Source organism: Segatella copri (assembly GCF_019249795.2).
GTDB classification, from domain to species: Bacteria; Bacteroidota; Bacteroidia; order Bacteroidales; family Bacteroidaceae; genus Prevotella; species Prevotella copri_B.
On sequence record NZ_CP156891.1, the window covers coordinates 2,692,621 to 2,707,950 of the forward strand.

The window sequence follows — 15,330 nt, forward strand, 5'->3', positions numbered from 1 at the left end:
CTATTCTTTATAAATTAGAAGAGGCAGACTCTCGCTGTGGGGAGTCTGCCTCTTTTTCTTATGTGATATTGTTCGATTATTCGAAATAGAATGTAAGAGCTATCATCTTGCTATGTGCTGACTTAGCTGATAGAGTATATGGAAGTGTACTCTTGTCTTTTATATTTTTGATGTGATTTTTATCGTATGTATCTGTTATTCCATACATAAACTTCAGTTCTGGGCGAAGTTTGAAATAAGGCAGATAGAAATCACACCCCAATCCCAGTTCTAGGAACAGATCTGTTTTCTTCAGTTTGATATAATCTTCGTTCTTGCTGTTCAGATTCATCATCGGGTTGATTCCTGCCATGATGTATGGGCGGTGATTGTTGAATCTCTGTGCTGCAAATATCAGGTCGAGGGCACTGGAAATGTAAGCCGTCTTCATCTCCTGTTTCTGTTGGATTGGATTACCGGCTCCATCTTTTTCCAGCATGTTGTAGAAGGAGAGATGTCGGGTACCGAAATACATGGCTGGTGCTATGCGTAGCTGGAAGTGGGTGTTGAGGCGGAATTCTCCTAGTACACCTACTGTAAATCCAGTATCCCATCTGTCCTGGTCTACTGTTACACAGCTTTGCTGCTCAATGCCGTCAGCATCAAGATAAGTCACCAGTCCTGCATTCTGGAATTCTATATCCTGGAAGTGGGTGCCTACTAATACACCGAAGTGGAATGGGCGCAAATCGGTATAAGGACGGTTTTCTACCGTTCTTTCCTGTGCGCCAGCCTGGATTGTGATGGCAAGGCTAATGATGAATGTCAATAGTTTCTGTTTCATATATTTATAACGGAATATTCCTCTTCATATTGCTTTCCGTTTTATTTCGATTATGTATAAATTAATCTAATTCTTGAAAATTCTTATACCTAATTGTAGGTATTTCAGAAATTATTATTATCTTTGCACCATAATTATTAGGTAATATACCTGATGTTATGAAGTAAGATAAATTAAAAGCATATTATACAAAAACATTATAAACATTTAAACATTAATAATTATGGCATACGTAATTGGTGACGATTGTATCGCTTGCGGTACATGTATTGATGAGTGTCCATCAGGTGCAATCTCTGAGGGCGATAAGTATTCAATCAACCCAGACCTCTGCACAGAGTGTGGTACTTGTGCTGATGTTTGCCCTAACGAGGCAATCAGTCTTCCTTAATTTATAAGGATAGATACTTTTAGTTACATAAAACATTGAGAGCGGTTCCTTTGGAATCGCTCTTTTCTTTTTCTATTGTTTAAAGATTTTGTTTTATCGTTATATCCTTTTATTTGCTTCCAGTATATATCATAGAAACGAAAAGGGGATTGCATCAATAACTGATGCAATCCCCAATATGTTGTAGTTAATGTTATGCTTATTCACCTGGCTTGAGACCAGCCTTCTCGTAAGCATCGTTAGCCAACTTGTTCTGTGGATCAAGCTTCAGAAGCTTATCCCAATATGGCTTAGCTGTGTTGAAGTCCTGCTTGTCGTAGGTATAGATGAAACCCATATACTGGTAAGATGTCTTCAGGTAGCTGAGCTCATCTTCATCACACTGCTTTGCTTCCAGCTCATTGATTACTTCTGTATAAGCAGCAATAGCCTTGTCATCCAACTCATTCTGGAAAGCTGTGTTTCCCTCCTGAAGCTTTGCAAATGTCTTCAATGTAGGATACTTCTCAGATAACTTAGCGTATACGCCGATGGCCTTGTCGATGTTCTCAATCTTCTTAGCTGGATCTTTCTTAGCCTTGTTAACATAGATTTCAGCAAGCTTCATGAAGTCAGTAGGAGCTGCATTTGGATTCTTATCCATGTACTGCTGGTTGTACTCCAAAGCCTTGTCTTCATCGCCCAACTCCTTGTATGCCTCAGAGATGTACTGCAATGGCTTAGGATCGTCTGCCTTCATCTCCAATGCCTTCTGGTACTGAGCAATAGCCTCATTATACTGTTTGTTGCCAGCCAAAGCCAAACCGTAATAAGAAATGATACTAGCATTCTTCTTGATAGAATCGGTGTTCATTACGATGTTTGCATGCTTGAGAGCAGATTCAAAGTTCTTTACGTCAACAGCAGCGCGCATAGCCAAAACCTGCATAGCTGCATCCTTAGGGAACTTCTGGATACCACTTTCGCAAAGGCTCAAACTTTCTTCCTTCTTTCCAACGATATAAGCAGTGAAAGCATATTCGAACTGAGTATGCTCTTCAAGTGTGTTTGGCTTAGCCTTTGAGAAATACTCATAAGCCTTCTCGAAGTTGCCAGCGCTGAAGAAGTTGTGACCAGCTTCTGCCTCGATAGGGTAGTTAGGGTTGATTTCTCTCAGCTTGTTCAAAGCTTCCGCACTAGCCTGTGGGTCAATTTTACGGTAAACGTTAGAATAGCTGATATATCCCTGAGGATTCTTAGGATCCATTGTCATACACTGACCATACCATGTAGCAGCCTCACCACCATTGTCCTGCATTGCATAGATGTCGCCTTTCAGAATGTAGGCGTCACCATAGTTCTTGAACTTAGCGATGACAGCATCAGCAACAGCGTTAGCCTGATCATAGTTCTTGTTCATTGCAAGAAGGTTACCCAAAGCAACCAATGCCTTAGGATCCTTTTTGAACTCCTTCTGGTATTCCTTGATTTCCTTGGCAAAAGCCTTAGGATCAGCGTTACCAGCCTTCAATGTTGTCTCTATAGGCTTCAGCATGTCCTTATAGTTGACATCCTGTGCCATTGCAGGTGTTGCCAAACCCATGACGAGCAAACCTGCTACTAAATATTTAATTGCTTTCATAATTCTACTTTTTTATATGCGTCTCTTTCTTAGCGTTTTACATTAACGGTCTTTATAGTGATGTCACCTCTGTATGGAAGTAATCCGGTTTTGAACAGTATGAGCTGACCTCTTGGGCCTGAAATGTAGTTTGCGAAGCTCCAAGGCAATGCCTTGTGAGGGTCAACTACAATAGCATATAATGTTCTGACGAACGGATATCTTCCATCCAGCAAGTATGCCTGATATGGTTGCCAGCTGTTATATGGTGTTGCCACATCTTTGATAGATACTCGCATGACATGAATATTCTTCTTAAATGTAGTGTTGGTTGAATCACGGCGGTCGTTGAGCCAGTTAGATCCAATTACACCGATTGAGCCTGGGTTCTGATCCACATAGTCGATAACCTCTTTACTAGTTTTTGCGGCCATGATTTTTGCACCCATTTTAGCTCCGTGCAGTACAGAGTCTACTACATAATTGGTTGTTGCTGAGCGGGTATTATCGAAAATAACTTCGATGTCGCCTCTCTTAGAACCTTTCACAATATCACTCCATTTTGTTGCCTTACCTGTAAGGATACGTTTGATATCTTTTACCGTAATACAAGTATCATTGTTTTGCTTGTTTACAATAAATGCCAATCCATCGTAACCGATAGGGAAAACAGAAGGAATTACATTGCTTTTAGACTTCAAGTAGGCGATTTCACTATCTTTCAAATTACGTGTAGTGAACAAGAGCGCTGTTTTGAAATCTTTAATCATCTGAAGTCCGGTGACTTCATCTGTATACTTCGGCTTGAGTTTAGCTTTCGGGAACTCATACTCAAACTGACTTCTTTCTTCGTCAATGATAGGACTCAAACTCTCGTCAGCCACAAATTCAATTGTGCCTGAAGTAGGAGTATCAGTTCTACCATCTTTGGCTTTCTTCTCGCCACATGACGAGAAGAAAGCCATTGATAGTACTGTTAATCCTATACCTAAAAAAATATAAGATGTTTTTTTCATTCTATTACTGCAATCTAAATACAACTGGTACAGTATATTTAACACGTACAGCAGAACCGTTTTGCTTACCTGGTTTCCACCTAGGCATGCTCTTAACGACACGCTGTGCTTCACGGTCAAGTGAAGGGTCAACTGAACGAGCTACCCTAACATCAGAGATAGAACCATCACGCTCTACCACGAATGATACGATAACACGACCCTGTACACCATTCTCCTGTGCAACTACTGGATACTTGATGTTGCTTGCAAGGTAAGACATCAGGGCGCCTTGTCCACCAGGGAATGAAGGCATCTCCTCTACAACATCGAAGACCTTAGTTGAAACTTCAGGTTTTGGAGCTGGTGGTGGAGGTGGGGCTGCTACTGCAATCTCACTTCTTACAGCTTCAATTGTACGGTCCTTCACACCTTCCTTGTTTTCAGTACCGACTGCAACTTTTTCATCCAGTTTATCCATCTGCTTAACCTGGTTTTCCTCTTTTACGAGTTCATCCTTCTTAATGACAGGTGCGGTAAACTTCTGAGTTTCGCGAGCCACAGGTATCTCCTTCTTTGGTTCAATCTTTGGCTTCACTGGCTCCTTCTTCTTTTCTTCCTTCTTAGCCTGCTGCTGGAGTTTAGCCAACTCCATAGCTTCCATATATGCCTGCTGTTCTTCGGCCTGTTTCTGTTCGATGACTTTCCAAGCCAAGAATCCACCCACGAGAGCTGCAGCAATGACCAAGATCAGAAGAGCCTTGATGTTTCGACCAGAAGTACCCTTACGGAGCTGGTATGCACCATACTCCTTGTTCTTTCCGGCGAAAACCATATCGACCCATTTAGGATCGTAAAGATCTATTTTTGCCATTTCTTTCTTGTTTAAAATTGTTTGTTACTCATCTTACATCTTAACGTTTCTAGACTTGAGAAGTTTCTCGTCGTCTGCGTTAATCTTATCGATGACGTAAGTACCAATGTTTGAAATCTGCATTTCGTCGAGAGCGTCAACCATATTCTTGTAAGAAGCGTTGTCGGTAGGCTTGATGACGATGGTAAGAGTAGGAATCTTTCCGTCCTTCAAGTTACCAGCCTTCAAATCGCTCAACTTCTTCTGATAGATGCTATCAGGATACTGCTTAGGATTCTTCTGACGGTCCATGTTCAACTCCTTGACAGCAAGTGCGATTCTTTCTACAGGGCGTGTGCCGTTTTCTGTAGCGTGCTCTCTCAAGACCTTACGGATGCCCTGGCTGCCCCATGTAGTCTCCTTGATCCATGATGGGTCATCGTACTTAGGAATACCTGCACCATAATAAATCTTGTTGTCTGCTGTAACGTAGAGTGTCACAGTCTCAGAAGCTTTAGCTTCGTTCTTCTTGTCCTCTGGTTGGTTGTCATCATTACTTGGCATAGTCAGCTCCATAGTCTGAGGTTTGCTCAAAGATGTACACAGCATGAAGAACGTGATAAGCAGCATGAGCATATCCACCATAGGCGTAAAGTCTACGCGGACATTCATTTTCTTTTGTTTGCTTTCTTTCTTTGCCATTTATTCGTCCCCCTGTTGTTTTAACTGTGTAATCATATAGTAATGACTCTCGTCCATATCCTGGAGTTCGTTCATCACTCTCTTAACGGTCTTGTAAGGTGTAGAAGCATCTGCCTTCAGGGCAATCTTGATGTCTTCGTTTGCGTTACGAGCTGCGTCAACCCACTGCTGGAACTCGCTCATACCGCCCTTAATACTGTCGAGAGGAATACCTTTAGTCTGGAGATACTGTGGACGCTTAGAAGCGTTCATTGTCAGATAAGTACTCAAGTCGCTCATAGGTACGCCGAACATACCTTCGCTCTTGAATGTCTCAATCTGTTTTGGGTTCAATGACACGCCGAATGTACCTGTCATTGTGCTCAGTGTAGCTCCCAACTGATCAGTATTATCAATACTCATAAATACTTGGCCCTCGCCGGTAGGATTACCAGCCTTGTCCTTTTCAGGACTAACCAAGATGGTCAAGACACCGTTCTCTGGCACTTTAATCTCAGACACAGAACCTGGTGTATTTACCTTAACTGGCTCATTCTTTACGAAAGTAGAGGTGAGCATGAAGAAGGTAAGCAGCAGGGTCATAACGTCTGACATAGGCGTCATGTCGATCCAGATGTCACTCTTCTTAATTTTTACTTTACCCATAGCGATAAAATTTTAAAGGGTTAGCAAAAATTAAGCCTCTTCTGCGTGGTTAGCTTCGTATGTCTGAGCAATTGAGTAACCTACCTCGTCGAGTGCGTATGTCAACTTATCTACCTTGTTGGTGAATGTGTTGTAAGATACAACGGCACACCATGATGTCAAGATACCGAATGCGGTGTTGATCAACGCCTCAGAAATACCTACAGAAAGTGCTGCTGAGTCAGCGCCACCACCTTCACCCATGGCCTGGAATGACTTGATCATACCGGTTACAGTACCGAGAAGACCTGTCAAAGTACCAAGTGTTACGATTGTAGCGATGATAGGCAAGTTCATTGTCAAAGTTGGCATCTCCAACTGAGTTGCCTCCTCGTGAGCCTGCTGAATCTTAGCTACCTTCTGAGCCTTCTTCAAAGATGCGTTAGCACCAGACTCCATAGACTTGTAAGCGTTCAAAGAAGCCATAACAACGTTAGCTACTGTACCGCGCTGCTTGTTGCAGAGCTGCTCAGCCTTAGCGAAATCATTTGCGTTCAAAGCTGCCTTGATGTTTGCAACGAACTTAGGAAGAGCACCTGTACCTGTAGCGGTCTTAAGAGCCAACCAACGCTCGATAGTCATTGCCAACACTGTGAGCAACAATGTGTGGATAACTGGTACGATTACACCACCTTTGTAGATAGTACCCCAAATGTCTGCTGGGTGATCCTGTACACCTGGATCCTGGAAGTGCATGTCATTTCCGAACCATGTGAAGAACAATGTGAATGCGATGATAGCACATACCACGATGATCCAGAATGCGCCTCTTACTCCCTGAAAGCCCTCAGACTTCTTAGCTGGGGCTGCTTGTTTTGTAGTTGCCATAATTTTACTTTTTTTAAATTATTAGTTAATAAATTATTAATATTTTCTTTTTTTTTCTTTCTCGCTTCGTAGACCTTGAATGTGTCGTTTGTCAATAAACACAGTTGGGTTATCTATTTTGCATTGGCAAAGATAATAAATTAAAGTTTACTATCAGCCTAATTAAGAAGTTTTAACGAGATATTGGCTTATTTTATACCAATATCTCGCATTTTTCTTACATTTTGACCCTTGAAAATGGTGTTTAAGCCATTTTTATTTCAATTTGCCCAAAGCTTCCTTGATGCGCTTGATAGCTTCAACGATGTTCTCGTCGCTTGTTGCATAGCTCATGCGGAAACAGTCTGGATCACCGAATGCGTCACCACCTACGGTGGCTACATGTGCCTCTTCGAGAAGGTACATGGCAAAATCGGTTGAGTTGTTGATGGTCTTTTCACCGTTACTCTTGCCAAAGTAGCTGTTGCACTTAGGGAAGAGATAGAAGGCGCCCTGTGGCATGTTTACCTCAAGACCTGGAACCTCTTTAGCCAACTTTACAATCAGGTTGCGTCGGCGCTCGAAAGCTACGCGCATTTCCTCTACTGCACTCTGGTCGAGTGTGTAGGCAGCTTCTGCTGCTTTCTGGCTTACAGAACATGTCCCGCTGGTATACTGTCCCTGGAGCTTGTTGCAGCCCTTGATGATCCATTCCGGACCAGCCAGGAAGCCGATTCTCCATCCTGTCATGGCGTAAGCCTTAGATACACCATTGGCAATGATAACCTGTTCCTTCATGCCCGGTTCCTGAGCAATGCTGTGGTGCTTGCCGATATAATTGATGTGTTCGTAGATTTCATCTGCCAACACAAATACTTCAGGATGCTTCTTGAGAACTTCTGCCAGTGCAGCCAATTCTTCCTTAGAGTATACGCTACCGGTAGGGTTGCTTGGAGAACAGAGAATGAGCATCTTGGTCTTTTCTGTGATGGCATTCTCCAACTGCTCTGCTGTCATCTTAAAGTCCTGGTCGAAACCGGCATTCACAATGACCGGAGTACCTCCTGCCAATTTCACCATCTGTGGGTAGCTTACCCAATATGGTGCAGGAATGATAACCTCGTCGCCTGGATTTACGAGTGCCAATACAGCGTTGCAGACGCACTGCTTACCACCAGTACCAACGATTACTTCATTGGTAGTGTACTCCAAACCATTCTCGTTCTTTAATTTGGCTACAATTGCTTTTCGCAAGTCAGGATAACCTGGTACTGGTGAATAACGGGAATAGTTCTCGTCAATAGCCTTCTTTGCTGCCTGTTTAATATTGTCAGGAGTGTTGAAGTCTGGTTCACCTACGCTCATGTTGATTACATCAATACCTTGAGCTTTCATTTCACTACTCTTCTGTGACATCGCCAGCGTTGCTGAAGGTGCCAATCTGTTTAAACGATCAGATAATTGTGCCATAATTTTATTCTTATATTTGTTTATCGTGTGCAAAAGTAAGCAAATTATTTCTTTTTCGGAAGAAAATTGAGCATTATTTCATGTTTTGTATTGAAATAATAACATAATTTTATTATCCGAGGTGCAAAGTGTGCCCCATGCGGTCTCTCTTGGTCTTGAGATAACGCTCATTGTACTTGTTTGGTACAACTTCGATAGGTACATTTTCTACGATTTCCAAACCGTATGCTTCGAGACCTACGCGCTTTACCGGATTGTTGGTGAGCAGACGCATTTTGTGTACACCGAGATGACGGAGCATCTGTGCACCGCAACCATAGTCGCGCTCGTCTGGCTTGAAACCGAGATGGGTATTGGCGTCAACGGTATCGTAGCCTTCTTCCTGAAGCTTGTAGGCTGCAATCTTGTTCATCAGACCGATGCCGCGTCCTTCCTGCTGCATGTAGACAACAACTCCCTTTCCTGCCTCGTCTATCATCTGCATGGCCTTGTGGAGCTGCTGACCGCAGTCACAACGCTTGCTGCCCAGAATGTCGCCAGTAGCACAAGAAGAGTGAACACGGACCAGGATAGGCTCGTCTTCTTTCCATTCTCCCTTGATGAGTGCCATGTGTTCTAGACCATTGCTAGACTGACGGAATGGAATGAGGCGGAAGTGGCCGTATTCTGTAGGCATGTCAACCTCTTCGCCCACTTCGATGAGTGATTCTTTCTTGAGCCGGTATTCTATCATGTCTTTAATAGAAATAACCTTGAGGTTCCATTCTTTTGCCATCTTCATCAGTTCAGGCAGGCGTGCCATGGTGCCGTCTTCATTCATGATTTCCATAAGTGCGCCTGCTGGATAGAGGCCTGCCATTTTACAAAGATCGATGGCTGCTTCTGTGTGTCCGCTTCTTCTTAATACTCCGTTATCTTGTGCGTAGAGCGGATTGATGTGACCCGGTCTGCCGAAAGTCTGTGGGGTAGAATTCGGGTCAGCAAGTGCTTTGATGGTTTCGGCACGGTCGTGTGCAGAAACACCGGTAGAGCAGCCTTCCAGTTTATCTACTGTTATGGTGAATGGTGTACCCAATACTGAGGTGTTCTCTGAAACCTGATGAGGCAAGTCGAGCTCATCGCAGCGGCTCAGGGTGATAGGGGCACAGAGTACACCTCTTGCGTGTTTCAGCATGAAGTTTACTTTTTCTGCGTCTATCTTCTCTGCGGCAATGATGAGGTCGCCTTCGTTTTCGCGGTCTTCGTCATCAACAACAATGACGAACTTTCCTTCCTTGAAGTCTTTTACTGCATCTTCGATGCTATTTAATTTGATTTCTGACATGTTTGATACCTTATTATATAGTTACATTTTACTTTTTCTGTTCTCTAATCCGCTGGATGATGTCCGTATTGGTCTGGCTGATGACCTTGAGGTCACGGAACAAGCGCAGTCGGAATCGCCACATTCTCAAGTACAGCAGTGTGCCCACTGGGAAAATGATGGCTGCAATGATGTTGAGCCATTTCCGCTCGAATGGGCGTGTATGTGCCTTGACAGAAAGAACCGGATATTGGTTCATGTCGTGCAGGATATACTTGTTGGCGGTGTTGGTCAAATCTTCTATTACCTCTTCCAATTCTGCATTGATTCTTTCTATCTCATGATCAGGCTCGTATTTGAAGAATACATTGATGACGTTTGGAAGATGAACCAGTTTGTGTTCCTTATTATATAAGGTGATGTCTTGGTTGATTCTTTCCAGTTTCTCTGCATCCGCCTGATAGTCCGGGTCGGTGATGATGACTTCCTTGCCGAAGTAATGGCGTTTCTGTCGTAAACCGAGCAGTTTCATGAAGAACTCTTTGTAAACATCCATATTGAATACGGAAGAGTCATTGGTTGCCTTGTAGGTTACGAAGATAGCCAAAGGCGTCAATACTGCCGGTGCAAGACCTTTACCGAACCAGATGGCCCACATTCCGCTTCTTGACATTCTGTATCCTGTATTGTCGAGGATAAAGAAGACGATGAACACAAGTACGGAGATGACGACAGGGAAACCCAGTCCTCCTTTTCGGATGATGGCTCCTAATGGCGCTCCGATAAAGAAGAATATGAGACACGAAAGGGCTAGAGTGAACTTGTTGATAGCCTCAATCTTGTGCTGTCTTATCATGTAGTCTGCATCGCTCGTTGACATCGATTTGAAATCAAGGTCAGAAAGCTCCTGTTGTACGGCAGACTGTGCCTGGTTTACCGCCATGAGTTTCTTGTCCTGTGGCAACTTATTATATAAGGTGTCGAAATTGAGCTTTTCGCCCTTCTTGATTTCTATGAGAGAGTCCTTCTTGTTGATGCGCTGTGCACCTCCATAGAATCTCACGTTGGCTTCGTTCAGGTAGATTCTTCCGATTGAATCATATAATTGGTTGAGCGAATCGATGTCGTGGTTGATTTTTTCCAGACTTTTACCCTTCGCATTTCCTGAAAGCGAAGCTGCATCGGTCATACTGAAGTCTCCATCAAAGTCGAGAATGATTTTTTTGGAAACGAAAGTCTCTCGTCTGTATGGTACGGCAGCAGTATTGGCAAGTGCGCTGCTTTGCATGTTCTCAAACCATTCTCCACTGTAGAGGCTCAAAACAAGATGCTTCTTTTCTGCTGTACTCTGGAGCATGCCAGAATCTGCCAATATGATTGCGGCATCTTCATAGCTGTCGGTCATGCGGTAAATCATAATGCCGTAAAGTTTTCCGGTTTTCAAATCCTTCTTCTGCACATAAAGGTTGCAGTTTGGAATACCATCATAGAAGATTCCTTCCGGAATTTCCAGTTCCGGGCTTTTCTGTTTCATGGAAATCAGAAGTTGTGCCAGTTTCATGTTCGACTTAGGTCCCACATTGTTCTGGAAATAGAATGAGCCAAACATGATGATGATGGTGATGACGATGAGTGAGCGGAAAGCTTGCATCAGTGAAATGCCTGCAGCCTTGATGGCTGTAAGTTCCGTACTCTCGCCGAGATTGCCGAACGTCATGAGTGAAGACAGGAGAATAGCCAAAGGCAGGGCCTGTGGTACGAGCATCAGACCCATGTACCAGAAAAATTGAGCCATCACGTCCATCGTGAGTCCCTTGCCGATGAGTTCATCAATATATCTCCATAAGAACTGCATCATCAGCACAAACTGGCAGATGAAGAAAGTTCCCATGAAAAGGAGACCAAACTGCTTGGCAATAAATATGTCTAATTTCTTAATTCTAAGCATTTCAATATTCTGTTGTTTCAGACCTTTTCTTTATTTAAAATAATAGCAGGTCTGTTATTCAGCGTGCAAAGGTAATATAAAAAAATAAGAAAACCTTTATTTTTCGTTTTTTTTATATATATAATTAGGTGAAAGTGGGGCTGGAATGTGAGAAAAATGAGAAAATAAAACTTTTTTTGAAAATTTCTGCCGAAAAATTTGTTCAATTCAAATAAATGTATTACCTTTGCACCCGCAAATGAGAAATCAATTGCTTGGATGGCGGGATAGCTCAGCTGGTTAGAGCGTCGGATTCATAATCCGGAGGTCGAGGGATCGTGGCCCCCTCCCGCTACAAGATGAGAGACATCAACTTTTTAGTTGATGTCTTTTTTATGCTCTAAACTTTTCCACACTTATTCACTTCTTATAGATAAGTTATCCACATATGTGTTGATAACTATGTTATTTCGTTGGCTATCAGATGTTTTCCATGTTGGTAACTGGTGTGGAAAAGATAAATATGAAAGATTTTCCTATGTTTTTCTTGGTGTTTTCAGAATAAAATATTTGTAAAAAACTGACCAATGGGGCTAAAATACAAAAAAAAAGTTGTATATTTGCAGCGGTAAAGTTTTATTTTTAGGCATTTGTTGAATGCCCCTTCTTTATAAACAAAGAAATTGTATAAGCTGTATGAAACGAAAATTACACCTTATTATATATGTAGCGATCATCGTGTTGCTGACCGGTTGTGCTCAGAAGCCTAGGAAGTTTGTCATTGGCGTATCCCAGTGTTCGGAAGATGTCTGGCGCGATAAACTGAATGATGAACTGAAGATGGGCGAGTATCTCAACGATTCGCTTATCGTGAAACTGGCTTCTTCCAACGATGATAATGTGTTGCAGAATAAGCAAGTTAACCAGTTTATCGATGAGGGCGTAAATCTGCTTATCGTATCTCCTAATCAGCTGAGTGCTATATCCAAGTCGGTAGAGCGTGCTTACGATAAAGGTATTCCTGTGATTCTCTATGACAGGAAGACCAATTCTGATAAGTATACGGCATTTATCGGCTGCGATAACTATACTATAGGTAAATCGATGGGAACTTTTATCGCCCAGCAGCTTCAGGGAAAGGGCCGCATCGTTGAAATCAGTGGTTTGGAGGGCTCTTCGCCTGCTTTGGAGCGTCATCGTGGTTTTATGGATGCTATCAAGCCTTATCCGGGGTTACAGGTTGTAGCCTCGGAGGAAGGAAACTGGAAAGAAGAGGGTGGAATCCAGGCGATGAAACGCATATTGAAACAGACACAGGACTTTGATTATGTCTTTGCCCATAATGACTGTCTTGCCTGGGGAGCTTATGTGGCTGCCCGCCAGATGAGGGTAAAGCGTAACTATAAGTATACCGGAGTAGACGGCATGGCTACCGAAGGTGGTGGTTTGGAACTTGTGCGCGATGGTATTTTCGAAGCCTCTTATCTTTATCCTACCAAGGGTGACGAGGTCATAGCGCTTGCCATGAAGATATTGAAGCATCAGCCTTATGAACGCGACAATTATCTGAGCACTTCTATCATAACCCAGGCAAATGCTGCCCTTACATTGATGGAGGCTAGAGATGCCGAGCGTCAGGCGCACAATCTGAAGACTTTGCATAAGCAGGTAGACCAGTATCTGTCTGATTATAATTCACAGAAAGTCATGCTCATAGGTCTGTGTCTGTTCCTGCTTGTTTGCCTCGCAGCTGCGGCTTTAATTTTCAGAGGTTATCTGATAAAGGTGAGGCTGAACGAAACATTGGCTAAGACAAATGGCGAACTGAAGCGACTGAATGTAGAATTGGGTGAAAAGAATGAAGAATTGAAACGATTGAATGAGGAGGTCTTGGAACTCACTCATTCCCGTCTGGTATTCTTTACCAATATCAGTCATGAACTTCGCACGCCTTTAACCCTGATAGCCGACCCGGTAGAGATGCTGCTTGAAGATTCCGGCATCAAGGGCAAGAGCCGCGAACTCTTGAAGATGGTGCAGCGTAACGCCCTTGCTCTCCAACAGTTGGTAAGTAACATTCTTGATTTCCGTAAGATTCAGAATGGCAAGATGGAACTGAAACTCTATCGCTTCGACATTGTGAAGACCTTGACGATGTGGGTGGGCGACTTCCAGCTTACTGCCGAGCGCAAGCAGATCAGACTGCATCTGGATGTTGATGACTTGAAAGGCAGCCATGAAATGATAGCCGATCAGGATAAGATTTCCCGTATCGTGTTCAATCTGTTGAGCAATGCCTTGAAATATACGCCTGCTGGTGGCGAAATCTTTGTTTCGCTGAAAGATGAAGGTGCCAATCTCCGTCTTGATGTGAAAGATACGGGCAAGGGTATCTCGCAGGATGAGGCTGATAAGATCTTTGAACGCTTCTTCCAGGCCAAGGGTGCTGCCAGCGGTACGGGTATCGGTCTGGCTCTGGTGAAATCATTTGTAGAGTTGCATCATGGTGAGGCTAGGGTAGAAAGTGAACTGGGAAAGGGCTCTGATTTTATCGTTGTCATTCCTCGTGAGCAGGAGGGTGATTCACAAGTTGTCCACAATGATATGGATATTGTGGATAACTCTGTAAATGCTTCTGCGTCAACTGGTAAGAATGTTATAGATGAATCTGTTTTGCAATATATTGACGATGGAGACAGAAGTCGTGGAAAAGTTCAGCGGTTGGTAAGCGAGAATACCAATCGTCCTACTGTTCTGGTTATTGATGATAATACCGATATCCGTCAGTATGAGCGTACACTTTTGCAGGATGAGTATGTTGTTCTTGAGGCTGCTGATGGTAAAGAGGGGCTGGCTGTCGCCTTGAAAGAGGTGCCTGACCTGGTAATCTGCGATGTGATGATGCCTGTTATGGACGGATTGGAGTTGACAGAACAGTTGAAGACGAATACGGCTACCTCTCATATCCCTGTTATTATGCTCACTGCGAAGAACCTGGAGGAGCATCGCGCAGAGGGTTATGAGCATGGAGCAGATTCCTATATTACCAAACCATTCCACAGCAAGGTGCTTCTCGCCCGTATCGAGAATCTCTTGCGACAGCGTCAGCTCCTGAAGAATCTTTATCAGGGGACTAAAGAGGCTGAGAAGGAGATTTCTGAGGCTCATCTGGAAGATCGTGACAAGCAGTTCCTCAAGCAGCTTCAAGCCATTATTCAGAAGAATATTTCTGATAGCGAGTTTGGAGTTGAGGATATGGGACAGCAGATTGGCTTAAGCCGTGTGCAGCTCTATCGCAAGGTGAAGGCGATGACAGGCTCTTCTGTTGTTGACTTACTCCGTAAGGCTCGCCTTGCCAAGGCTAGGCGTTTGCTCGAAACCCGTAGCATGAGTGTCTCTGAAGTAGCCTATGAAGTGGGCTTCTCTGCGCCGTCTTACTTCACAAAATGTTTCAAGGAAGAGTATGGAATGTTACCTGGTGATGTAGGTAATGTGATGAAATAGAGAGAAATACGCTATACCTGAAGTGTAAAATCTGTGAATATATGGATAAAAATCGTTCATTTCCTAGCATAAAAGGTACATTGTATCATTTTTGTCACTATTTGAACGATAATTACAGCTGGGTTTCGCTGAAACTTACTATCTTTGCACCAGAATTTAGAAGTTTATAAATTGTTTCATGCAGAAGTAGTTGCATTTTCATAGGTTTAGGTTTTTAGGTTTTATGTTTTAAGGTTATAGGATTGAGTATTCATTAAGGTAAGTAGTTTTC

The 15,330-nt window shown here is 43.2% G+C and carries 12 protein-coding genes and 1 tRNA gene; 3 read left to right on the forward strand and 10 right to left on the reverse strand.

Annotated elements, in window-relative coordinates; translation table 11 throughout:
- Positions 1–76: 76 nt before the first annotated feature.
- Entirely contained in the window at positions 77–823 is a 747-nt protein-coding gene (locus KUA48_RS11210; protein WP_218432546.1) for a porin family protein, read from the reverse strand.
- Between the two features lie 223 nt (positions 824–1,046).
- Between KUA48_RS11210 and KUA48_RS11215 the strand changes: the two genes are divergently transcribed.
- Positions 1,047–1,214 (forward strand): 4Fe-4S binding protein, encoded by a 168-nt coding sequence (locus tag KUA48_RS11215; protein WP_022120089.1) that lies wholly within the window; start codon positions 1,047–1,049, stop codon positions 1,212–1,214.
- Between the two features lie 199 nt (positions 1,215–1,413).
- On the opposite strand, the gene KUA48_RS11220 is transcribed toward KUA48_RS11215, so the two are convergent.
- From KUA48_RS11220 to KUA48_RS11260, 9 genes are all read right to left on the reverse strand, one after another.
- A complete protein-coding gene (locus KUA48_RS11220; protein ID WP_218432554.1) occupies positions 1,414–2,835 on the reverse strand; it encodes a lipopolysaccharide assembly protein LapB in 1,422 nt (473 codons plus the stop codon).
- A gap of 29 nt (positions 2,836–2,864) precedes the next feature.
- Positions 2,865–3,830, reverse strand: a complete 966-nt coding sequence (locus tag KUA48_RS11225) for a PstS family phosphate ABC transporter substrate-binding protein (protein WP_119228802.1) — start codon at positions 3,828–3,830, stop codon at positions 2,865–2,867.
- Between the two features lie 4 nt (positions 3,831–3,834).
- The gene (locus KUA48_RS11230; RefSeq protein WP_118079376.1) at positions 3,835–4,683 is read right to left on the reverse strand and encodes an energy transducer TonB; all 849 of its coding nucleotides are present in this window, start codon (positions 4,681–4,683) and stop codon (positions 3,835–3,837) included.
- A 33-nt stretch (positions 4,684–4,716) separates the two neighbouring features.
- Positions 4,717–5,364 (reverse strand): biopolymer transporter ExbD, encoded by a 648-nt coding sequence (locus KUA48_RS11235; protein WP_022120093.1) that lies wholly within the window; start codon positions 5,362–5,364, stop codon positions 4,717–4,719.
- Complete coding sequence (locus KUA48_RS11240; protein ID WP_218432555.1) at positions 5,365–6,009, reverse strand: biopolymer transporter ExbD; 645 nt, start codon at positions 6,007–6,009, stop codon at positions 5,365–5,367.
- Positions 6,010–6,039: 30 nt separating this feature from the next.
- On the reverse strand, positions 6,040–6,876 hold the full coding sequence (locus KUA48_RS11245; RefSeq protein WP_006849145.1) for a MotA/TolQ/ExbB proton channel family protein: 837 nt from the start codon (positions 6,874–6,876) through the stop codon (positions 6,040–6,042).
- Positions 6,877–7,131: 255 nt separating this feature from the next.
- Positions 7,132–8,325, reverse strand: a complete 1,194-nt coding sequence (locus KUA48_RS11250; RefSeq protein ID WP_006849146.1) for a pyridoxal phosphate-dependent aminotransferase — start codon at positions 8,323–8,325, stop codon at positions 7,132–7,134.
- Between the two features lie 112 nt (positions 8,326–8,437).
- Positions 8,438–9,649, reverse strand: coding sequence for a bifunctional 3,4-dihydroxy-2-butanone-4-phosphate synthase/GTP cyclohydrolase II (locus KUA48_RS11255; RefSeq protein ID WP_006849147.1), 1,212 nt, complete (start codon positions 9,647–9,649; stop codon positions 8,438–8,440).
- A 28-nt stretch (positions 9,650–9,677) separates the two neighbouring features.
- Positions 9,678–11,576 (reverse strand): LptF/LptG family permease, encoded by a 1,899-nt coding sequence (locus KUA48_RS11260; RefSeq protein WP_218432556.1) that lies wholly within the window; start codon positions 11,574–11,576, stop codon positions 9,678–9,680.
- 260 nt (positions 11,577–11,836) lie between these two features.
- Between KUA48_RS11260 and KUA48_RS11265 the strand changes: the two genes are divergently transcribed.
- Both KUA48_RS11265 and KUA48_RS11270 read left to right on the forward strand, forming a co-directional pair.
- Positions 11,837–11,910 (forward strand) — tRNA-Met (locus KUA48_RS11265).
- 341 nt (positions 11,911–12,251) lie between these two features.
- Positions 12,252–15,059: a substrate-binding domain-containing protein gene (locus tag KUA48_RS11270; protein WP_218432557.1), complete on the forward strand. Its 2,808-nt coding sequence runs from the start codon at positions 12,252–12,254 to the stop codon at positions 15,057–15,059.
- Positions 15,060–15,330: the final 271 nt, after the last annotated feature.